The sequence below is a fragment of the Bradyrhizobium sp. CIR48 genome (genome assembly GCF_014198315.1).
Taxonomy (GTDB): Bacteria; Pseudomonadota; Alphaproteobacteria; order Rhizobiales; family Xanthobacteraceae; genus Bradyrhizobium.
In genome coordinates this window covers 11,982-31,379 of record NZ_JACIHG010000009.1, presented here as the reverse complement: position 1 = coordinate 31,379, position 19,398 = coordinate 11,982, and the positions used below count along the sequence as shown (strand labels likewise).

At 64.2% G+C, this 19,398-nt stretch carries 20 protein-coding genes; 6 read left to right on the top strand and 14 right to left on the bottom strand.

Annotated elements, in window-relative coordinates; translation table 11 throughout:
- Positions 1-11 precede the first annotated feature (11 nt).
- A complete protein-coding gene (locus GGD66_RS26235) occupies positions 12-701 on the top strand; it encodes a YggS family pyridoxal phosphate-dependent enzyme (protein WP_183259441.1) in 690 nt (229 codons plus the stop codon).
- A 162-nt stretch (positions 702-863) separates the two neighbouring features.
- Here GGD66_RS26235 and GGD66_RS26230 read toward each other — a convergent pair whose 3' ends face one another.
- Entirely contained in the window at positions 864-1,649 is a 786-nt protein-coding gene (locus GGD66_RS26230; RefSeq protein WP_183259440.1) for a 2-keto-4-pentenoate hydratase, read from the bottom strand.
- Between the two features lie 6 nt (positions 1,650-1,655).
- A complete protein-coding gene (locus GGD66_RS26225) occupies positions 1,656-2,249 on the bottom strand; it encodes a L,D-transpeptidase family protein (RefSeq protein ID WP_092251307.1) in 594 nt (197 codons plus the stop codon).
- 179 nt (positions 2,250-2,428) lie between these two features.
- On the opposite strand from GGD66_RS26225, the gene GGD66_RS26220 reads away from it, so the two are divergent.
- On the top strand, positions 2,429-3,115 hold the full coding sequence (locus GGD66_RS26220) for a response regulator transcription factor (protein ID WP_007598630.1): 687 nt from the start codon (positions 2,429-2,431) through the stop codon (positions 3,113-3,115).
- Between the two features lie 58 nt (positions 3,116-3,173).
- Positions 3,174-3,617 carry a cyclic nucleotide-binding domain-containing protein gene (locus GGD66_RS26215; protein ID WP_183259439.1) on the top strand — a complete coding sequence of 148 codons (444 nt, stop codon included), beginning with the start codon at positions 3,174-3,176 and terminating at the stop codon, positions 3,615-3,617.
- A gap of 32 nt (positions 3,618-3,649) precedes the next feature.
- Here the strand turns inward: GGD66_RS26215 and xth are convergent, their stop codons facing one another.
- The 9 genes from xth to GGD66_RS26170 form a co-directional block, all read right to left on the bottom strand.
- Complete coding sequence (xth, locus tag GGD66_RS26210; RefSeq protein WP_092251306.1) at positions 3,650-4,465, bottom strand: exodeoxyribonuclease III; 816 nt, start codon at positions 4,463-4,465, stop codon at positions 3,650-3,652.
- A gap of 152 nt (positions 4,466-4,617) precedes the next feature.
- Positions 4,618-5,376 carry an outer membrane lipoprotein carrier protein LolA gene (locus GGD66_RS26205; protein ID WP_179733022.1) on the bottom strand — a complete coding sequence of 253 codons (759 nt, stop codon included), beginning with the start codon at positions 5,374-5,376 and terminating at the stop codon, positions 4,618-4,620.
- Between the two features lie 151 nt (positions 5,377-5,527).
- Entirely contained in the window at positions 5,528-8,005 is a 2,478-nt protein-coding gene (locus GGD66_RS26200; protein ID WP_018323559.1) for a DNA translocase FtsK, read from the bottom strand.
- A gap of 9 nt (positions 8,006-8,014) precedes the next feature.
- Positions 8,015-9,229: an aminotransferase class I/II-fold pyridoxal phosphate-dependent enzyme gene (locus GGD66_RS26195; protein ID WP_183259438.1), complete on the bottom strand. Its 1,215-nt coding sequence runs from the start codon at positions 9,227-9,229 to the stop codon at positions 8,015-8,017.
- Between the two features lie 314 nt (positions 9,230-9,543).
- On the bottom strand, positions 9,544-9,948 hold the full coding sequence (locus GGD66_RS26190; protein WP_179732460.1) for a GFA family protein: 405 nt from the start codon (positions 9,946-9,948) through the stop codon (positions 9,544-9,546).
- 219 nt (positions 9,949-10,167) lie between these two features.
- Positions 10,168-11,616: an ammonium transporter gene (locus GGD66_RS26185; RefSeq protein ID WP_018323562.1), complete on the bottom strand. Its 1,449-nt coding sequence runs from the start codon at positions 11,614-11,616 to the stop codon at positions 10,168-10,170.
- A gap of 38 nt (positions 11,617-11,654) precedes the next feature.
- Positions 11,655-11,993, bottom strand: a complete 339-nt coding sequence (locus tag GGD66_RS26180; RefSeq protein ID WP_008142813.1) for a P-II family nitrogen regulator — start codon at positions 11,991-11,993, stop codon at positions 11,655-11,657.
- 309 nt (positions 11,994-12,302) lie between these two features.
- Positions 12,303-13,604 (bottom strand): ammonium transporter, encoded by a 1,302-nt coding sequence (locus GGD66_RS26175; RefSeq protein WP_179732458.1) that lies wholly within the window; start codon positions 13,602-13,604, stop codon positions 12,303-12,305.
- A 131-nt stretch (positions 13,605-13,735) separates the two neighbouring features.
- Positions 13,736-14,074: a P-II family nitrogen regulator gene (locus GGD66_RS26170; protein WP_018323564.1), complete on the bottom strand. Its 339-nt coding sequence runs from the start codon at positions 14,072-14,074 to the stop codon at positions 13,736-13,738.
- Positions 14,075-14,310: 236 nt separating this feature from the next.
- Here GGD66_RS26170 and GGD66_RS26165 point away from each other — a divergent pair, with 236 nt between their 5' ends.
- Positions 14,311-15,210 carry a DUF4339 domain-containing protein gene (locus GGD66_RS26165; RefSeq protein WP_183259437.1) on the top strand — a complete coding sequence of 300 codons (900 nt, stop codon included), beginning with the start codon at positions 14,311-14,313 and terminating at the stop codon, positions 15,208-15,210.
- 32 nt (positions 15,211-15,242) lie between these two features.
- Complete coding sequence (locus tag GGD66_RS26160) at positions 15,243-16,112, top strand: DUF4339 domain-containing protein (RefSeq protein ID WP_183259436.1); 870 nt, start codon at positions 15,243-15,245, stop codon at positions 16,110-16,112.
- Here the strand turns inward: GGD66_RS26160 and tesB are convergent.
- Positions 16,109-16,972 carry an acyl-CoA thioesterase II gene (gene tesB / locus GGD66_RS26155; RefSeq protein ID WP_183259435.1) on the bottom strand — a complete coding sequence of 288 codons (864 nt, stop codon included), beginning with the start codon at positions 16,970-16,972 and terminating at the stop codon, positions 16,109-16,111. The two genes, GGD66_RS26160 and tesB, sit on opposite strands and share 4 nt — an antisense overlap.
- A gap of 137 nt (positions 16,973-17,109) precedes the next feature.
- On the opposite strand from tesB, the gene GGD66_RS26150 reads away from it, so the two are divergent.
- A complete protein-coding gene (locus GGD66_RS26150; RefSeq protein WP_183259434.1) occupies positions 17,110-18,330 on the top strand; it encodes a ubiquinone biosynthesis hydroxylase in 1,221 nt (406 codons plus the stop codon).
- Positions 18,331-18,559: 229 nt separating this feature from the next.
- On the opposite strand, the gene GGD66_RS26145 is transcribed toward GGD66_RS26150, so the two are convergent.
- Both GGD66_RS26145 and GGD66_RS26140 read right to left on the bottom strand, forming a co-directional pair.
- Entirely contained in the window at positions 18,560-18,757 is a 198-nt protein-coding gene (locus tag GGD66_RS26145) for a Trm112 family protein (RefSeq protein WP_007598651.1), read from the bottom strand.
- Positions 18,758-18,815: 58 nt separating this feature from the next.
- The gene (locus GGD66_RS26140) at positions 18,816-19,346 is read right to left on the bottom strand and encodes a TetR/AcrR family transcriptional regulator (RefSeq protein WP_177236833.1); all 531 of its coding nucleotides are present in this window, start codon (positions 19,344-19,346) and stop codon (positions 18,816-18,818) included.
- Positions 19,347-19,398 lie beyond the last annotated feature (52 nt).

Here is a 19,398-nt window from a genome sequence, read left to right as displayed (position 1 = left end):
CAATCGACGTCATGACAGAAGCCAACGCCGCGCCGGTAACCGGCCATTCACCAATCGCGCTTGCCGCGGTCGAAGCCGAAATCGCCCGTGCCTGCAAGGATGCGCGACGCGATCGCGCCTCCGTGACCCTGATCGCGGTGTCCAAGACTTTCGCCGCGGATGCAATTACCCCGGTTATCGACGCCGGACAGCGCGTATTCGGCGAGAATCGGGTACAGGAGGCCAAAGGCAAGTGGCCTGCGTTAACGTCTGTTTACTCCGGCATCGCGCTGCATCTGATCGGTCCGCTGCAATCCAACAAGGCGAAAGAGGCGGTCGCGCTGTTCGATGCGATCCATTCGGTCGACCGTCCGAGCATTTGCCAGGCGTTAGCCAAGGAAATCGAATCCCAGAACAAGCACCCGCAACTCTTCGTCCAGATCAACACCGGCGAGGAGCCGCAGAAGGCCGGCATCTCGCCCGGCGAGGCCGACGCCTTCCTCGCCAGCTGCCGCGACACCTATGGGCTGACGATCTCTGGATTGATGTGCATCCCGCCGGTCGACGAGCCGCCGGCGGCGCATTTCGCGCTGACCGCCAAGATCGCCGCGCGTAATGGATTGACCAATCTCTCGATGGGCATGAGCGCGGATTTCGCCAATGCCATCATGCTAGGTGCCACCCATGTGCGCGTGGGGAGTGCGATCTTCGGGCATAGATAGTTGTTGTCGTCCCTGCGAACGCAGGGACCCATACCGCGTGATCTCCGATTGATAGGTGGTCTTCGTACCGACGAAACTCAGGTAACTCCCAATCCTCGCCAAACTTCTCCCTGGGGTTATGGGTCCCTGCGTTCGCAGGGACGACGGCGGAGTGGGTCGGGCCTACACAAACCCCACCGATACCTTCCCGAGCACGCCAAAGTCCGCCGCGAGATGATCGCTGGCCTGGATCGGCAGCGGCGGATGGCACGTGCCTGTGGTCACCACCTCCCCTGCCCGCAAGGTCAATCCAAGTCCGCCCAGCTCATTGGCGAGCCAGGCGAGCGCTACGCGGGGATCGCCGAGCACGTTCTTGCCGTGGCCGACATAGCGCTCGCCGCGCAGCGTGATCTGTGGCCGTTCCTCGACCAGATCCATCCCACGCCAGTTCGCAGTCGTCGCCGCGCCCAGCACGAACAGATGCGCGCAGGCATTGTCGGCGATCAGCTGCGCCTCGCCCGCTCCAGCGAAATCGGCAAACCGCGAATCGGGAATCTCGATCGCAGGATGGAAGGTGTCGACGGCGGCGAGCACCTCATCGACGCTGTAGGGCGTTGCACGCGGCGGCAGATCGCGTCCCATGCGGAAGGCGAATTCAGGTTCGCCGACGCGCATCTCGTTGCCCTTCATCGACGCAGTGCCGCCATCGGCGATCACGGTGTCGCTCATGATGCGACCGGCCAGCGGTCCGGTGACGTTGATGTGCTTCTGTCCTGATACGCTCGTGGCCGCGATCTTCCAGCCGAACAATGTCCCGTGCGACAGTGTTTCGAGCCCGGCCTGGATAGCATAGCCCTCCGTGCGGCTCTGCGGCCGCAGCTGCGACTCCAGCACCTCAAGCTTGGTGCCGTCGCGCCAATGTTGAACGAGGGTGCGCGAGGCGGCCGCGATCTGATCCCTGTCGAGCATGCATCCTCACCCGATGATGATTCTTGTTCGTGGCCCCAATCGCCGCAGCAATTGCAGCATCGCAGATTTCGTCATGGAGACGCAGCCCGCGGTCGGGCCGAAATTGTCGCGGGCCAGGTGCAAGAATACCGCGCTGCCGCGGCCGGCGACCCGCGGTCGCGTGTTGTGGTCGATTTCGATGATGAAGTCATAGAGATGGTCGGCCCGCTTGAGCCGGTCACCGCCCTGCCCCTCGTCGAGCCGGATTCCCTGGTTGTAATGGCGATCCCTGGGGTCCTCGCACCAGGCGTCTTCTGCGGTGATGATCCGGGCGGGCAGGAAGCTCTGCGGACGGCTGTGCCGGTCACCCCGCCACCACAAGCGCCTCGGACGGAAGCTGCCCCTGGGGGTGCCGCCGTCGCCCTCGCGCTTGTTGGCCAGGATGCCGCCCCGCCCCAGCGCAACCGGTATGGTCAGCGATCCCGCCGTCAGCCAGCCTCGGCGCGGATTCCCGGCCGCAGGCTTAACGCGGATCACAGAGAGCGGTCCGGCGCTTCGATTCTTGGTGTAACTAACTGAAGCTGCTTTATTTTTCATGTGAACGTGCAATGTCGAATTCATTACAGGACATTCATCAAACCGGCCTGCTATTCTGAGTTAGAGTGCTTCCGGCTTGTGAATCGGTAACAGCCCACTACTTCAACACGAACAACAATAATAACAGCGACCCCTAAACTTCCCCTCACGGCTGGGTGCAGCATGGATGCGCGCCGAGCCGGACCCCAAAAGGATGACCCCCTATGGCCAATGCCCGCAAGATCCTGATCGTGGATGACGATACCGATCTGCGCGACACGTTGGTGGAGCAATTATCGCTACACGAAGAATTCGAAGCTTCCGCGGTCGATACCGGCGCCAAAGGCGCGAGCGCGGCCAAGGCCAATGCTCCCGATCTCGTCCTGATGGACGTCGGCCTGCCCGACACCGACGGCCGCGAGGTGGTCCGCTCCTTGCGCAAGGGCGGCTTCAAGGCTCCGATCATCATGCTGACCGGGCACGACACCGATTCCGATACGATTTTGGGGCTTGAATCCGGCGCCAACGACTATGTGGCAAAGCCCTTTCGTTTCGCCGTCCTGCTGGCCCGCATCCGCGCCCAGCTGCGCCAGCACGAGGCCAGCGAGGACGCGGTGTTCTCGGTCGGCCCCTACTCCTTCCGGCCCGGCTCCAAGATGCTCACCGCCGCCAATGCGCGCAAGGTGCGGCTGACGGAGAAGGAGACCGCGATCCTCCGCTTCCTCTACCGCGCCGGCCAAATGCCGGTCTCGCGCGAGACCCTGCTCCAGGAGGTCTGGGGTTATAATTCCGGCGTCACCACCCACACGCTGGAAACCCACATCTACCGCCTCCGCCAGAAGATCGAGAAGGATGCCGCCAATCCGGAAATCCTGGTCACGGAAGCCGGTGGCTACAAGCTGGTGCCGTGATACGCTCGAAGGGCGTGCGAATCGTTTTAGATCGCATGCCTTTGAGCCTCGGATCTGAATGTCAATCGACGACGACGTAGCGCTTCTCGAGCGTGTCCCGACATTGCGCCTGTTGGGAGACGCCTCGTTGCGCATGCTGGCGATCGGCTCCGAGCAGCGTAACTTCGTCCGCGGCGATACCCTGTTCAATCTCGGCGACGACGCCGATGCCGGCTTCGTAGTCCAGCGCGGCGCCTTTCGGGTCGATGACGGCGCCGGCGCCGAGATGATCGCAGGTCCCGGCGCGCTGATCGGCGAGCTTGCGCTGGTGTTGCCGATGAAGCGGCCATCGAGCGCGATCGCGTTGGAGCATTCCTCCGTCATTCGCGTCGCACGCAGCCTGTTTCAGCGCGTGCTCGAAAGCGACCCCGCCGCAGCGGTTCGGCTGCGCGATGAATTCGCGGTCCGCTCCAGCCAGATTGCCAGCGATATCCTGATGGCGGGTGCGAAGCTGACGTCGTGAGAGGTTGTCGCTCCATCCGGGCTACGGGATGGTCACACCTCCAGCGTCACCGTGACAGGCACGTGGTCCGACGGCCGCTCCCAGCTCCGCGCATCGCGAAGAATCCTGAAATCGCTGACCGCATCCTTCAACGCGCGCGAGACCCAGATGTGGTCGAGCCTGCGGCCGCGATCGCCGACGGTCCAGTCGGCGGAGCGGTAGCTCCACCACGTGTAGACTTTTTCCGACATCGGAATCCGCTCGCGCGCGACGTCGACCCATTCGCCGGCGGCCAGCGCGGCCTGCAGCTTTTCGGTTTCGATCGGCGTGTGCGAGACCACCTTCAGAAGCTGCTTGTGCGACCACACATCGTTCTCGTGCGGGGCGACGTTGAGATCGCCGACCAGGATGTGGCGATCCTCTCCGCGCGGATGCAACGGCTCGCACGCCTTCATCTCGTCGAGGAAGCGAAGCTTGTGGTCGAACTTCTCGTTCAGTGCGGGATCGGGAATGTCGCCGCCGGCGGGCACGTAGAAATTATGCACGACCAGCGGCTTTGCGACGTTGGCCTTCTCGCCGAACGATACGGAGATGTGACGCGAATCCACCTTGTCGCAGAAGGTGCGGATGTCCGTCGATTCGAACGGAATCTTCGAGACGATGGCGACGCCGTGATAGCCCTTCTGCCCGTTCAGCGCGACGTGCTCATAGCCGAGCCGCTTGAAGCGCTTCAGCGGAAAGGCATCGTCGATGCACTTGGTCTCCTGCAGGCACAGCACGTCCGGCCGCGCGCTCTTGAGGAATTTCGCGACCAGATCGATGCGCAGCCGCACCGAATTGATGTTCCAGGTTGTCAGGGAAAAACGCATGGGAAATGCGTCTTAGCATGGATTGGCGCGGGGAAAATGCTTGTCCACAGCGCGCTCTCGTAGGGTGAGCAAAGCGAAGCGTGCCCACGTGCTGCCATGAGGCGAGAGATCGTGGGCACGGCGCAAGTGCGCCTTTACCCACCCTACGAAACCTATCCCGGCGCCGGGCCGTAATTGGTGAAATCGATCTTGAACATGCCGGGATCGAGCTTTTTGCTCGAGTCCAGATTGTAGACCGCGATCGTGGTGTCGTAGCCCTGCGGATCGGTGACGGTCCATTGCTTCAACTGACCGTCCTTGGCGCCGAACATCAAGAGGAGGCGGCTGGTGCCGACCAGCGCCTGCTTCTCCTCGATGGTGACGCTGACGAAGACGTCGTCGGCGGAGACGCCAACGACATTGGTGTCCTTCATCAGGTCGATGCGATCCGACAGCAGGAAACGCAGCGGCGTCTGCGACAGCGGATAGACGTCCTGGGTCGCGAGCTTGCGGTCGCGCACCACCAGCGAGGATCCGTCGGCGACAATGTCGATCGGGCTCGGCGCGTCATATTCGAAGCGCACCTTGCCCGGTTTCTGGATGTAGAAATCGCCTTGCGTCTTGCTGCCGTCGGGGCCGACCTGGACAAAATTCCCGACCAGCGTCGACAGCGATGACAGATAGGCACTGACCTTGGCCGCCTGCGCCTTCTGGTTGGCATCGAAGGTCTGGAAGATGCTGCTCGGCACGTTGCGGCGCGGATCCGGAATCACCGGATTCGGCGGCGCCTGAGTCGCACCGGTGACAGCGGGCCCGCCGCCGGCGGACGTTCCGCCGTCGCGGCCCTTCGGCGCGGGTTTCGGCACCGGGACGTTCTGCGCGAACGAGGACGCCGTCACCATCGCAGCGGTGACGAGAAGCACGCCGGCCACGCGCGCGCTTCGCGCAGCGATGGTGGCAGCGAATCGAATGTCCGGATGTCTGATCAACGCGTCGTCCTAACGTGGCTGGGCGTCTTTTAGCGTGATTTCGGGCAAAAGCAGATAACGATTTCGCGTGAAATGATGTCTGGAGGCGGCTGCCTCACATATGGCTGTCTTCTTCCTCGACCAGAATCTCGCGCTTGCCGGCGTGGTTGGCGGGTCCGACGATGCCTTCCAGTTCCATGCGCTCCATCAAGGATGCGGCGCGGTTATAGCCGATCTGCAGGCGACGCTGGATGTAGCTCGTCGAGGCCTTGCGGTCGCGTTTGACGATCGCAACGGCCTGCTGGAAGAGGTCGCCGCCGCCATCGCCGCCCATGCCGGTGGCGTCGAACACCGCACCGTCCTCGTCCTCGGTGGGCTCTTCGGCCGTGACGGCTTCGAGATATTCCGGCTGGCCCTGCGTCTTGAGGTGACGCACCACCTTCTCGACTTCGTCGTCGGAGGCGAAAGGTCCGTGCACGCGGCTGATGCGGCCGCCGCCCGCCATGTAGAGCATGTCGCCCTGGCCGAGCAGCTGCTCGGCGCCCATCTCGCCCAGAATGGTGCGGCTGTCGATCTTGGACGTGACCTGGAAGGCGATGCGGGTCGGGAAGTTCGCCTTGATGGTGCCGGTGATGACGTCGACCGACGGACGCTGCGTCGCCAGGATCACGTGCAGGCCGGCGGCGCGCGCCATCTGCGCGAGGCGCTGCACCGCGCCTTCGATGTCCTTGCCGGCGACCATCATCAGGTCGGCCATTTCGTCGACGATGATGACGATGTAGGGCAGCGGATCGAGCGAGAGCTTCTCTTCCTCGTAGATCGCCTTGCCGGTTTCCTTGTCGAAACCGGTGTGCACGGTGCGCGTCGGCTCTTCGCCCTTGGCCTTCAATTCGAGCAGGCGCGTGTTGTAGCCGTCGATGTTGCGCACACCGAGCTTGGCCATGTTCTTGTAGCGCTCCTCCATCTCGCGCACGGCCCATTTCAGCGCGACCACCGCCTTCTTCGGGTCGGTCACGACGGGCGTGAGCAGATGGGGAATGCCGTCATAGACGGAGAGTTCGAGCATCTTCGGATCGACCATGATCAGGCGGCACTGGTCCGGACGCAGCCGGTAGACCAGGCTGAGGATCATGGTGTTGATGGCGACCGATTTGCCGGAGCCGGTGGTGCCGGCGATCAGCATGTGCGGCGTGCGCGCGAGGTCGATGATCACAGGATCGCCGCCGATGGTCTTGCCGAGGCAGAGCGGCAGCTTCGCCACCGTCTCGGTGGCTTCCTTGGCGATCAGCAGCTCGCGCAGATAGACCTTTTCGCGATGCGCGTTCGGCAGCTCGATGCCGATGGCGTTACGGCCGGGCACGACCGCGACGCGCGCCGACAGCGCGCTCATCGAGCGGGCGATGTCGTCGGCGAGCCCGATCACGCGCGACGATTTGATGCCGGGCGCCGGCTCGAGCTCGTACAGCGTGACCACGGGGCCCGGATTGGCTTTGACGATCTCGCCGCGCACGCCAAAGTCCTGGAGCACGCCTTCAAGCGAACGCGAATTGGCTTCCAGCTCGGCCTTGCTGAGCGGCTGGCGATCGCCGGCCTTGGGCGCGGCCAGCACGGAGACGGACGGAAGCTCGAACTTGTCGGAGGATTTCTTCGCGGCGGCTTTCGGGGCAGCCTTCTTGCGCGGGGCGCGCGCGGCAGGCTCCTCCTCTTCCTCCTCGTCTTCTTCCTCTTCCTCGTGCTGATCCTCATAGTCCTCGTCCTCGGACTGCGGCGAGATCGAGGGGGCCGCGCGGCCGCCGCCTAGATTCGGCTCCTGGCGGCTGAACGCGACGGCCTTGGTCTTCGGGCCGCTTGAGACCAGCGAGCGGTAAGCGGCACCACACAGCCAGATCAGCCGCGCCTTCGTGCTCATCAGCGCATGGAACAGCCAGCCCAGCGACACCGAGCCGCGATCGTTCTCCTCGTCCTCGTCGAGCGGCTTGTCGTCGTCCTCGATCTCCGAGAGCTCGTCGTCGTGCTCGCGGGCGCCAAGACCGCATGCGATCAGGAATGTCGCGGCCATCGCAGCGAACAGGATCGTGCCCAGCACGATGCGATAGATCGTGCCGGCCGGCCCGAAAATCACTGCGGGCGCGCGTACGAGCGCATCGCCGACCACTCCGCCGAGGCCGGTCGGCAGCGGCCATGCGCCGCCATGCGGCCAGCAGCTGACGAAGCCTGCCGCGATCACCGTGCAGAGAATCCAGGAGCCGAGCCGCAGCGCCTCGCGGTCGAACGGGCGGTGGGTCATCATGCGCCAGCCCCAGACCGCGACGGTCAGGACCAGCATGATGGCGCCGAGCCCGAGGATCTGCATCGCAAGGTCGGCGCCGATCGCGCCGGCATAACCGAGAATGTTGCGGATCGGCCTCGAGGTCGCGTGGCTCAGGCTGGGGTCCTGCACCGACCAGGTCATCAGCGCTGCTGAGGCAACGCCCGACAACGCGATCAGGCCGAAGCCGGTGAGCTCGCGCACGCGCCGCGCCAGTCCCTCGCGGATCGAGGGCGGCAGATGGCCGACCAGTGGAATGACACGCTCGATTGCCGACATGCTCATGGGCCCCGCCTAACCCAGAGTCTCGACCAGCCGGTGCAACGCCTGCGCCGTGGTCTCGCCATCCTGCACCAGCGCCAGGCGAATATAGCCTGCACCGGGATTGAAGCCGTCGGGCTGTTGCCGCGCCAAAAAGCTGCCGGGCACCACGCGCACGCCTGCTTCCTTGAACAATTTCAGACACACGGACACGTCGTCGCCGATCTCGGACGTGTTGAGCCAGACGCAGAAGCCGGCATCAGGCCGGCGATAGCCGTAGCGGTTGCCGATGATCTGGTCGGCGAGATCGAACTTGATCCGGTAGAGCCGGCGGTTCTCCTCGACATGCGCCTCGTCGCCATAAGCAAAGGTCGCGACATGCTGGAGCGGCACCGGCACCTGCGGCGCCGCGATGTTGCGCAGCTCCAGGAACATGCCGATGAATTTCTTGTCGCCGGCGGCAAAGCCGACGCGCAGGCCCGGCAGGTTGGAGCGCTTCGACAGTGACTGGAACGCAGCCACGCGGGTGAAATCGGGGCCGGCGCATTCGAGCGCACTGCCCGGCGCTTCGCGGGTATAGATCTCCGAATAGCATTCGTCGCTGAGGATCATGAAGCCATAGCGATCGGCGAGGCTCTTCAGGCGCGTGAAGTAGTCGCGCGAGGCGACCGAGCCCTGCGGATTGGCCGGCGAGGCCAGATAGAACGCCACCGTGCGCGCCAGCGTCGCCTCGTCGATGGCATCTAGGTCAGGCAGGAAGCCGTTCTCGACCGTGGTCGGCAGATAGACCGGCTCGCACGCTGCAGCACCCGCGCCGGCGCCGTAGACCGGATAGAACGGGTTCGGCATCAGGATCGCCGGTTTGCCGGGGCGCGGGCCGACATAGCGGACGGCCGCGATCGCGGCGAGGAACAGCCCCTCGCGGCTGCCATTGAGGACGAGCATCTCGCTCTTGGGGTCGAGCGGTCGCGGCAGCTTGAAGCGCGCCGACAGCCAGGCGCTCGCGGCCTGGCGGAACGGGTCGGTGCCCTGGTTCATCGGATAGCGGCCGAAATCGGCGATATGCTTGGCCAGCACCGGGCCGACGAAATCAGGCACGGGGTGCTGCGGCTCGCCGACCGCGAGCGAAATCAAAGGCTTGCCGGGTTGATGCGGCGCCAGCAGCTCGTTCAGCCGGACGAAGGGCGAGCGTCCGGTATCGGAGCTTCCACTGGCCTGTGGCGCACGGGATGAAGCGGTCATGACCATTCTGGGCGCCAGCACTCTCGGAACAGCCGGTCGCGCGAAGGCCCCGGCGGGAAGCGGTTCAGTTCACCATAGATAGGGCGAGGTTAAGACGCGATTAACCATCGGCGGGCGGGTCCGTCCAGAGCAGGAATAATGAGGCCGGATAACAACGGGATGCGAGGCCCCCAACCTCTCCCGCTTGCGGGAGAGGTCGGCGCGTAGCGCCGGGTGAGGGCTCTCTCCTCTTGGGGTTCTCGCCCGCGGAGGCACCCCCACCCCGCCCTCCCCCGCAAGCTGGAGAGGGAGCGCACCGTCACCTTGGTTTGATTCGAACTTCAGCGCCCCGGCAGCTTCTCGAACGTCTTCATGCCGGCCGGGATCGCATGGAATTCCTGGATGTCGCAGGTGTAGATCGCCATCTGCGGATGGAACTGGGTCGGATCATCCAGCGTGCCGACTTTCACGACCACCGCCGGCAGTCCCGGAACCTTGGTCACCAGATGCGTGCCGCACTCGGCGCAGAATTCGCGCGTGACGGCGCGTTCGAGATCCTTGCGCGTGAATTGCTTGGGCTGGCCCGTGATGTAGCTGAAGCCGGCCGCCGGCATCGCGATGAAGGTGTTGGGTGCGCCGCCCGAGATGTACTGGCACTCGCGGCAATGACACTGGGCCTGCATCATCGGATCACCTTCGGCTTTGTAACGCACTTCGCCGCAATAGCATCCGCCTTCCAAGCGCATGACGACCTCCCCGATTATTGTTTCTTATGGTCGATATTTCTGCGCCGGCGGTGCGGAATGGCAATCCTTTTCTTGGCTGTGAAATCAAAAACCACCCTGCCAAAAAGAAAGGGGCTCCAGCTTGCGCTGGAGCCCCTCAACGGTCAGGGCATTGCCGGGTATGTGCCCGAACCGTAGTTCTGGACGTGGTCTCCGGGGAGACCACGCCTGGGAGGAGACTTACATGTTGTAGGCGCGCTCGGTGTGCTCGGTGATGTCGAGGCCTTCACGCTCGCTCTCGACATTGGTCCGCAGGCCAACGATCACGTCGACGACCTTGTAGAGGATCGCCGAACCGATGCCCGACCACACCAGCGTGGTGCCGACGCCCCAGATCTGGGACATCATCTGCGCCGCGAAGTCGTAGTCGCCGACCTTCGGCGGGATCGCGGTGTAGTCCATGACGCCAGCGCCACCGAGGGCGGGGTTGACGAGGATGCCGGTGCCGATGGCGCCGACGATGCCGCCGACGCAGTGCACGCCGAACACATCGAGGCTGTCATCGTAGCCGAGCGCGTTCTTCACGACGGTGCAGAAGAACAGGCAGACCACGCCGACGATGAGGCCGAGGACGATCGCGCCCATGACGCCGGAGTAGCCGGCCGCAGGGGTGACCGCGACGAGGCCCGCGACAGCGCCGGAGATGACGCCGAGCACCGACGGGTGACCCTTGATGATCCACTCCGCGAACATCCACGACAGCGCGGCGGCTGCGGTGGCGACGAAGGAGTTGGTCATGGCGAGGGCGGCGCCGCCGTTGGCTTCGAGGTTGGAGCCGGCGTTGAAGCCGAACCAGCCGACCCAGAGCAGCGAGGCGCCGATCATCGACATGGTCAGCGAGTGCGGGGCCATCAGCTCCTTGCCGTAGCCGACGCGCTTGCCGATCAGGAGAGCGCCGACGAGGCCTGCGATGCCGGCGTTGATGTGCACCACGGTGCCGCCCGCGAAGTCGATCGCGCCCTTCTTGAAGATCCAGCCGGCGTCGGCATTAATCTCGTCGAGCTTGGCCTGCGCCGCGGTCTTCGCGGCCGCATCAGTGGCGGCAGCGAGCGCCTTGGCCGCATCCTGGATCAGGTCCGGACCCTGCCAGTACCAGACCATGTGCGCGATCGGGAAGTAAATCAGCGTGACCCAGAGCGGGATGAACAGGGCGATCGCCGAGAACTTCATGCGCTCGGCGAAGGCGCCGACGATGAGGGCGGGCGTGATCGCCGCGAAGGTCATCTGGAAGCACACATAGATGAGCTCCGAGATGTTGGCGTCGACCGAGAAGGTCGCGGCCTTCGTATCGGTGGTGACGCCCATCATGAAGGCCTTGGAGAAGCCGCCGATGAAGTCGGAACCGCCGGTGAAGGTGAGGCTGTAGCCGTACACGGCCCAGATCACGGTGACGACGCAGACGGTGTAGAACACCTGCATCAGGACGGAGAGCATGTTCTTGGAACGGACGAGACCGCCGTAGAACAGCGCGAGGCCGGGGATCGTCATCAACAGCACCAGCACTGTCGATGTCAGCATCCAGGCGTTGTCTCCCTTGTTGACCGTTGGCTCGGCGTAGGCCGCGGTCGCAGCGAACAGGCCGACTGCGAGAGCCGCCAATCCCGCGCCATAGGGACGCTTGAACGTCATATTATTCACTCCTGATTGGATAAAGGTTGAGCGCGAAATCAAAGGGCCGCGGCATCGGCCTCGCCGGTGCGGATGCGCACCGCGTGGTCGAGGTTGATGACGAAGATCTTGCCGTCGCCGATCTGTCCGGTTTTCGCGGCGGACGTGATGGCGTCGATGGTCTTGTCGACCTGGTCGGAGGCGACAGCGACCTCGATCTTGATCTTGGGCAGGAAGCTCACGGCATATTCGGCGCCGCGATAGATTTCCGTATGGCCCTTCTGGCGGCCATATCCCTTGACTTCCGTCACCGTGAGACCGTGAACGCCGATGGCGGTCAGGGCGTCACGGACTTCTTCCAGCTTGAATGGCTTGATAATCGCCATAACAATTTTCATGGGTCCTATCCCCGCTTGGGCCCGGTCCGGACGTGGCCGGGCGTTCTCGACTGGTTCGCCACGAGGGAGAAAGTTCACTACGCGGGCACAGCCTGGACCCTTAGAATCAAATGCCGTGCCAGATCGGGCGCGTTGCCTAACGGGCTATGAAAACGGGTGTTTTCGCGATGAACGCGTATTGCGGTGCAGTGCGCTATTCCGTCGCGCCCAAAACGTGGTCATGCCTGCTCAAAATGCGAGCATGACAGGCTGCCGACACAATATTGCTCATGCGTCGGGCAGGGTAGAGGTAATTAAGTAGCGTCCCGCTTATTGCAGGGCTTCGCCGTGCTGCGAAATATCGAGCCCCTCGAGTTCGTGCTCACGGGATACGCGCAAGGGCACGAACAGGCCGACCAGCTTGAGCAAGATGAAGCTCAGGCCAGCCGACCAGACGAAGGTGACGGCGACGCCATAGAACTGGATCAGGAGCTGCTGCGGGTGGCCCTCCAGCAGGCCGGCGGTGCCGCCGATGGCGCTGGTTGCGAACACGCCGGCGAGCAGGGTTCCGGTCAGGCCGCCGATGCCGTGGACGCCGAACACGTCGAGCGAATCGTCATAGTTGAAGCGATGCTTCAGCCAGGTGCAGGCCCAATAGCAAACCGCCCCCGCAATGATGCCGATGACGATGCCGTGCCAGGGTGCGACGAAGCCGGAGGCCGGCGTGATGGTGCCGAGCCCGGCCACCGCGCCGGAAATCATGCCGAGCACGGACGGCTTGCGCCGCGTCGACCACTCGATCGCGCCCCAGGTCAGCGCGCCGGAGCAGGCGGCAAGATGGGTCGCGATGATCGCCATTACGGCGCGTGAATTGGCCGCGCCCGCCGAGCCGCCGTTGAAGCCGAACCAGCCGACCCACAACAGGCCGGTGCCCATCACCGCGAGCGAAAGATCGAACGGCGAGAGATTTTCGGTGCCGTAGCCGTGACGGCGCCCCATCACCTTTGCCGCAACGAGGCCGCCGGTGCCGGCCGACAGATGCACCACGAGACCGCCGGCGAAATCCAAGACGCCCATGCTGGCGAGGAAGCCGCCGCCCCACACCCAATGCGCCAGCGGAATGTAGACGAAGATGAACCAGGCGACGGAGAACAGGAGATAGGCGGAGAACCGCATCCGGTCCGCAACCGAGCCCGCGACCAGCGCCACCGTGATGATGGCAAACGTCATCTGATACAGCATGAACAGCGCTTCCGGGATGGTCTTCGCGGCCGGGTTGACGCTGTCCATGGTCATGCCGGCGAGAAACCAGCGGTCGAGCGTGCCGATCCACGGGCCGTCGCCGACGAAGCACAGCGAATAGCCGAACGCGACCCAGAGAATGGAGATCAAAGTCACCGCGGCGAGGCTCTGCGCCATGGTGGCGAGCACGTTCTTCTTGCGCACCATGCCGGAATAGAACAGCGCCAGGCCCGGGATCGTCATCATCAGCACCAGCGCGGTGGCGACGATCATCCAGGCGGTGTCGGCCGTGTTGATCTCGGAGGCCGCGGCGCGCGCCGGCGAAGCCATGATCGACACAAGTCCGATCGGCGCAGCCATGGCAGCTGCGCGGCGCAAATATCCCGCCATGTCGTTCCCCCCGGCATCAATTGGCGTCGCACATTGTGGCGTCGTTGCCCGGTGCGATCGAAGAAGATCAAAGCGTTTTCAAGCGAAGTGGATATCGGTTCGCGTGAAGAAAACGCGTCAAAAACTAAGATCTAGAGCGCGTCGCTGTCGGTCTCGCCGGTGCGGATGCGCAGCGCGTGGTCGATCGGCGTGACGAAGATCTTGCCGTCGCCGATCTGCCCGGTGCGCGCGGTCGAGGTGATCACGGCGACCGCCTTGTCGGCGACGTCGGAGGCGACCGCGATCTCGATGCGCAGCTTCGGCAGGAAGTTCACGACATATTCGGCGCCGCGATAGATTTCGGTGTGGCCCTTTTGCCGGCCATAACCCTTCACCTCGGTCACGGTCATGCCGTGGACGCCGATCGCCGTCAGGGCCTGGCGGACCTCATCGAGCTTGAAAGGTTTGATGATCGCGACGACGAGTTTCATGGTCAGGCCTATTCCCCGGGATGCGCCGCGCCGTATGTCCCCGGCGCAGCGTCAATCTGGCATCTTTCCGGGCAAATGGCACAAAAAAGTTGCAGACTGAAGCGGAAAAACGTTTGAGCTTATGAACGGCCGCCTCTGTACAGGGCATCCGTTCATCCTTCACAATGCATTTTTGGCATGGATGCGGTGAACCCGCGCCTGCCAAGCGGTACATAAGTATTTTGAGGGGACGCTTCATGGCGAGTTGGTTCTACGCATCCGAGGGCAAGCAGCAGGGGCCCTTTCCGGAAGGGCAATTCCGCGATCTCGTCGCCCAGGGCGTCGTGCGCCCGGATACGCTGGTGTGGACCGAGGGCATGGCCGGCTGGCAGAAGGCCGCCGAAATCCCCGGTCTGGTCGGGGGCGGCGGCGCGCCGCCGATGATCCCGGCGGGCGGTCCGCCGATGATGGGCTCCGGTGGTTATGCCGGCGGCGGAGGCGGAGTGGCGGGATCGCTGGCGGTCGATTTCGGCGTCCTCGAGTTCACCTGGCGCAGCATCGTCTTGATGATCGGAATGATCTTCGTCATTCCGGCGCCGTGGGCGTTCGTCTGGTACACGCAATGGATCGTGTCCTGCGTCAAGGTCCCGGGGCGGCCGAACCTCAGCTTCACCGGCAGCGCGATGACGCTGGTGCCGTGGTATTTCGGCTTCATCGTTCTCGCCATCGCGCTCGCCTTCGTCGGCAGCCAGCTGCTGAGCAATCTGCTCTTCATCGTCCAGATCGTCCTCTACTGGCTCCTGATCAAATGGATGGTCGCGAACCTCGCCTCCAACGGACAGCCGCTGGGCTTGAGCTTCACGGGTTCGATCTGGGCCTATATCGGCTGGAGCCTGCTGTTCGGGATCTCCATCATCACCATCGTCGGTTGGGCCTGGGTTGCCGCAGCCCAGATGCGCTGGTTCTGCCGCAGCATCGAAGGCACGCGGCGCGAAATCGTGTTCAAGGGCAGTGGTCTTGGCATCCTGTGGCGCGGCATCGTCGCCGCGATCCTGTGCAGTCTGATCATCCCGATTCCGTGGGTGTATCGCTGGATCATGAACTGGTTCGCGTCGGAGACCGTTCTTGCGCCGCGCGGGTCGCAGGCGGCCATGTAATGGCTGCTGGCCGCTTGTAGCGAACGGACAAGATGTCGAACCGCATCTGGTTTCACGCGTCGGGCGGCCAGCAGAAGGGGCCGTTTCCCGAGCCGCAGTTTCGCGACCTCATCGCCCAGGGCATCGTGCGCGCCGATACGCTGGTCTGGGCGGAAGGGATGGCGGGCTGGCAGAAAGCCGGCGAGGTGCCGGGCCTCATCTCCGGCGCCGCAGCGCCGCCGTCATTGCCGGTCGGTGGAAGTCCGGGCAGCGACAGCGGCGGTCCGCTATCGGTGGACCTGCCGGTCTGGTCGTTCACGGGATGGTGGATCCTGGTGATGATCGGCAGTCTGCTGGTGATCCCGTCGCCCTGGACCGGGACAGGATATTATCGCTGGCTGTTTCCGCGCATGCACGTTCCGCAGCGGCCGAACCTCGCCTTCACCGGACAGGTCGGAGACATCTGGTACGTCTTCATCGCGATGGGACTGGCGGGCTGTCTGGGCTATATCGACAGCCTCCTCCAGATTTTCGGAGTGCTAGTTCAGGCCGTTTTATCCTGGGTGCTCATTCGCTGGGTGGTCGCCAATATCAGCTCGAACGGTCAGCCGATGCGGATGACGTTCACAGGCAGCGTCTGGGGCTTCGTCGGCTGGCAGATCTTGACGTTCCTCGCGGTCTTCACGATCATCGGCTGGGCCTGGGTCATGGCCGCGTGGACGCGGTGGATTTGTCGCCACGTCAGCGGGACGCGCCGCGAGATGGTCTTCACCGCCACCGGTCTTGATCTGCTTTGGCGCACAGTCGCGTTTTGCCTCGGCTGTCTTTTCATCATTCCGATCCCGTGGCTGCTGCGCTGGTATTTTACCTGGGGCACGACGCAATTCGTGCTCATTGAGCGCAGCACTGCCGCCAATGCCTAGGACTTCCGTTCGCGCACGGAGCCTTCCTGCGCGACAGAGGCGACCAGCGTACCGTCCGGCTTGAAGATCGAGCCGCGGGTCAGGCCGCGGCCGCCGCGCGCACTCGGCGAATCCTGCGCGTAGAGCAGCCATTCGTCGGCGCGGAACGGGCGGTGAAACCACATCGCGTGATCGAGGCTGGCCGGCATCATGCGCTTGTCGAACAGCGTGCGGCCATAGCGTGCCATGATTGCATCCAGCAGTGAGAAGTCCGAGGCGTAGGCGAGCGCGCACATGTGCAGCGCCGGATCGTCAGGCAGCTTCGCGGCGGTCTTGATCCAGACGTGGATGCGGCCGTCGTCGATCTTCTGGCCGAAATAACGGCCGAGCTCGACCGGACGCAGCTCGATCGGACGATCGGATTCATAGTAGCGGCGGATGAAGTCCGGCATCTCCTTGAACATGGGCTGCTTAGCCACCTCCTCCGCGGTGAGCTTCTCCGGCGGTGGCACGTCGGGCATCTTGTCCTGATGGTCGAACGCACTCTCCTCTTCGGCGTGGAACGACACCATGATCGAGAAGATCGCGTTGCCGTGCTGGATCGCCGTGACGCGGCGGGTCGAATAGCTCTTGCCGTCGCGCAGGCGTTCGACCTGGTAGATGATCGGGATCTGCGGATCGCCCGGCAGGACGAAATAGCAGTGCAGCGAATGCGGCAGTCGGCCCTCGACCGTGCGGCAGGCCGCGACCATCGCCTGCCCGATCACCTGGCCGCCGAACACCCGCTGCCAGCTGGTCTTCGGGCTGTTGCCGCGGAACAGATTCACCTCGAGCTGCTCGAGGTCGAGGATCGAAATGAGGTCGATCAGGCTTTTGGACATGGAGTGAGCTTTCTCGCCGTCGTTCCGGGGCGGATGGTCCGGAATGACACAATGGGCCGTTCCGCCCTTGTTTCACCGCACTGTTTCGCCCACCTCAAGTCTGCTAGCAAGACCAGGATTTGACCGGGAATTTGGGTATGTCGGTACAGGGTAGCATTGTCATTGGTGGCGGCGCGTTTGCAGGGCTTGCGCTGGCCCTGGCGCTGCGACAGGGGCTCGGGCCCGAGATTCCCGTCATCGTCGCCGATCCCGCCCTCGCCACGCGGCCGAGCCGCGACCCCCGCGCCACCGCGATCGTGGCCGCCTGCCGTCGCCTGTTCGAGGCGATCGGCGCCTGGGACGACGTCAGGAGCGAGGCGCAGCCGATCCTCGACATGGTCGTCACAGACTCGAAACTCGAAGATGCCACTCGTCCGGCCTTCCTCAATTTTGCCGGCGATGTCGCGCCGGGCGAGCCCTTCGCGCACATGGTCGAGAACCGCCGCCTGATTGATGCGCTGGTGGTGCGTGCCGAGGCCGAGGGCATCGATCTGCGCGCCACCACGGTCGCATCCTACGATGCGCGCGCCGAGGGCATCGACGTGACGCTCGGGGACGGCAGCGTCATCGCGGCCAGCCTGCTGGTTGCCGCCGATGGTGCAAGATCAAAGCTGCGCGAGCGCGCCGGCATCGCCACCCATGGCTGGGAGTATGACCAATCCGGCATCGTCGTCACGGTCGGCCATGAGCGTGATCACGAGGGCCGCGCCGAAGAGCATTTTCTGCCGGCCGGCCCATTCGCGATCCTGCCGCTCTCGGGAAAACGCTCGTCGCTGGTGTGGACCGAGCGGCGAGCTGAGGCCGCGCGCATCATTGCTCTCAGCGACGAAGAGTTTCACGCCGAGCTCGAGCAGCGTTTCGGCCTGCATCTCGGCGAGGTGAAGGCGCTCGACAAGCCGCGCGCGTTTCCGCTGTCCTATTTCGTCGCGCGCTCCTTCATCGCCACCCGCCTCGCGCTGGTCGGCGATGCCGCGCATGTCATTCATCCCATCGCGGGCCAGGGCCTCAACATGGGGCTGAAGGATGTCGCGGCGCTGGCCGAAGTCGTGGTTGATGCCGCGCGGCTCGGCATGGATCTCGGCGCCGCCGACGTGCTCGAGCGTTACCAGCGCTGGCGCCGCTTCGACACCATGGCGATGGGCGTTGCGACCAACTCGCTGAACTTCCTGTTCTCCAACCAGTCGACGCTGCTGCGCACCGTCCGCGACATCGGCCTCGGCCTCGTCGACCGCGCCCCGCCGCTGAAGAACCTCTTCATCCGCCAGGCCGCGGGATTGACGGGCGAGGTGCCGAGGTTGTTGAAGGGCGAGGCGTTGTAGGTTTCGCTGGCGCCACACACCCCGTCGTCGTCCCGGCGAAGGCCGGGATCCATACTCCGCAGCAAGAGTGTTGCGAGGACTCGGAGTTACCAGCGCGTACAACAACGCAATTCGGTGGCTATGGGTCCTGGCTTTCGCCAGGACGACACCGAGGATGTTGCGCGGCTATCGCACACCAACTTCGTAGCCCGGATGGAGCGAAGCGTAATCCGGGGCAGTCGCCACGACCTCAATCGATCTTTCTTGCCTCTTCCGGCAGCATGATCGGGATGCCGTCACGGATCGGATAAGCCAGCTTGGCGCTGCGCGAGATCAGCTCCTGCTTTGCGGAATCGAACTCCAGCGGGCCCTTGGTCAGCGGGCAGACCAGAATCTCCAGCAATTTGGGATCGACGCTGGCTTCGGGACGTTCGGTAGGCGCGTTCATTGGGGTCTCCGGCATCGCTTGCCTCTAGCACAGAAATTCGCGTCCGCCCATCGCGGGCTCAGGCTGCGATCATCGTCAGGACCTCGTCGAGCAGGGCCTGGAGCCGTGCTGCCGGCACCGGCGGGCCCGACAGGGCGAAGCCGAGGAACGTCCAATACAGGATCTGCGCCCGGGCCTGCGCGGTTGCCGGGGTGAGCCCGCGTTTTTCCAGCAGCCCCTCGATATAGTCGAGCCGGCGGCGGTCGATTGCGCGCACGGCCCCTTGCGCGGCCGCATCGAAGGCCGCCCAATTGCGCACCGCGCGCTCGAGCTCGAGCCGCGCGCCGAACGACCTCCGCAGCAGCGCCTTGAGCGGTTCGTCGCCGGCGGCTTCGACATCGGCGATGATCTGCTCGGCCGCGATCTCGCGCCAGCGCTTCAGCACGGCGGCCTGGAACGCGCCGAGATCGGCGAAATGCCAATAGAAGCTGCCGCGCGACACGCCCATGGATTTTGCCAGCGGATCGGCCTTGAGCGCGGTGAAGCCGCTTTTGGCGAGCGCCTTGAGACCTTCCTTGATCCAGTCGTCGGCGGAGAGCTGTTCGGTCATCTCGGGTTCCCGGAGGCGAACCATACACTAGTGTATTGACAGGCCGCAGGCC

Coding starts and splice junctions, on each gene's coding strand:
- GGD66_RS26235 (WP_183259441.1), top strand. CDS start 12: ATGACAGAAGCCAACGCCGCGCCGGTAACCGGCCATTCACCAATCGCG.
- GGD66_RS26230 (WP_183259440.1), bottom strand. CDS start 1,649: ATGCTCGACAGGGATCAGATCGCGGCCGCCTCGCGCACCCTCGTTCAA.
- GGD66_RS26225 (WP_092251307.1), bottom strand. CDS start 2,249: ATGAATTCGACATTGCACGTTCACATGAAAAATAAAGCAGCTTCAGTT.
- GGD66_RS26220 (WP_007598630.1), top strand. CDS start 2,429: ATGGCCAATGCCCGCAAGATCCTGATCGTGGATGACGATACCGATCTG.
- GGD66_RS26215 (WP_183259439.1), top strand. CDS start 3,174: ATGTCAATCGACGACGACGTAGCGCTTCTCGAGCGTGTCCCGACATTG.
- xth (WP_092251306.1), bottom strand. CDS start 4,465: ATGCGTTTTTCCCTGACAACCTGGAACATCAATTCGGTGCGGCTGCGC.
- GGD66_RS26200 (WP_018323559.1), bottom strand. CDS start 8,005: ATGAGCATGTCGGCAATCGAGCGTGTCATTCCACTGGTCGGCCATCTG.
- GGD66_RS26195 (WP_183259438.1), bottom strand. CDS start 9,229: ATGGTCATGACCGCTTCATCCCGTGCGCCACAGGCCAGTGGAAGCTCC.
- GGD66_RS26190 (WP_179732460.1), bottom strand. CDS start 9,948: ATGCGCTTGGAAGGCGGATGCTATTGCGGCGAAGTGCGTTACAAAGCC.
- GGD66_RS26185 (WP_018323562.1), bottom strand. CDS start 11,616: ATGACGTTCAAGCGTCCCTATGGCGCGGGATTGGCGGCTCTCGCAGTC.
- GGD66_RS26180 (WP_008142813.1), bottom strand. CDS start 11,993: ATGAAAATTGTTATGGCGATTATCAAGCCATTCAAGCTGGAAGAAGTC.
- GGD66_RS26175 (WP_179732458.1), bottom strand. CDS start 13,604: ATGGCGGGATATTTGCGCCGCGCAGCTGCCATGGCTGCGCCGATCGGA.
- GGD66_RS26170 (WP_018323564.1), bottom strand. CDS start 14,074: ATGAAACTCGTCGTCGCGATCATCAAACCTTTCAAGCTCGATGAGGTC.
- GGD66_RS26165 (WP_183259437.1), top strand. CDS start 14,311: ATGGCGAGTTGGTTCTACGCATCCGAGGGCAAGCAGCAGGGGCCCTTT.
- GGD66_RS26160 (WP_183259436.1), top strand. CDS start 15,243: ATGTCGAACCGCATCTGGTTTCACGCGTCGGGCGGCCAGCAGAAGGGG.
- tesB (WP_183259435.1), bottom strand. CDS start 16,972: ATGTCCAAAAGCCTGATCGACCTCATTTCGATCCTCGACCTCGAGCAG.
- GGD66_RS26150 (WP_183259434.1), top strand. CDS start 17,110: ATGTCGGTACAGGGTAGCATTGTCATTGGTGGCGGCGCGTTTGCAGGG.
- GGD66_RS26145 (WP_007598651.1), bottom strand. CDS start 18,757: ATGAACGCGCCTACCGAACGTCCCGAAGCCAGCGTCGATCCCAAATTG.
- GGD66_RS26140 (WP_177236833.1), bottom strand. CDS start 19,346: ATGACCGAACAGCTCTCCGCCGACGACTGGATCAAGGAAGGTCTCAAG.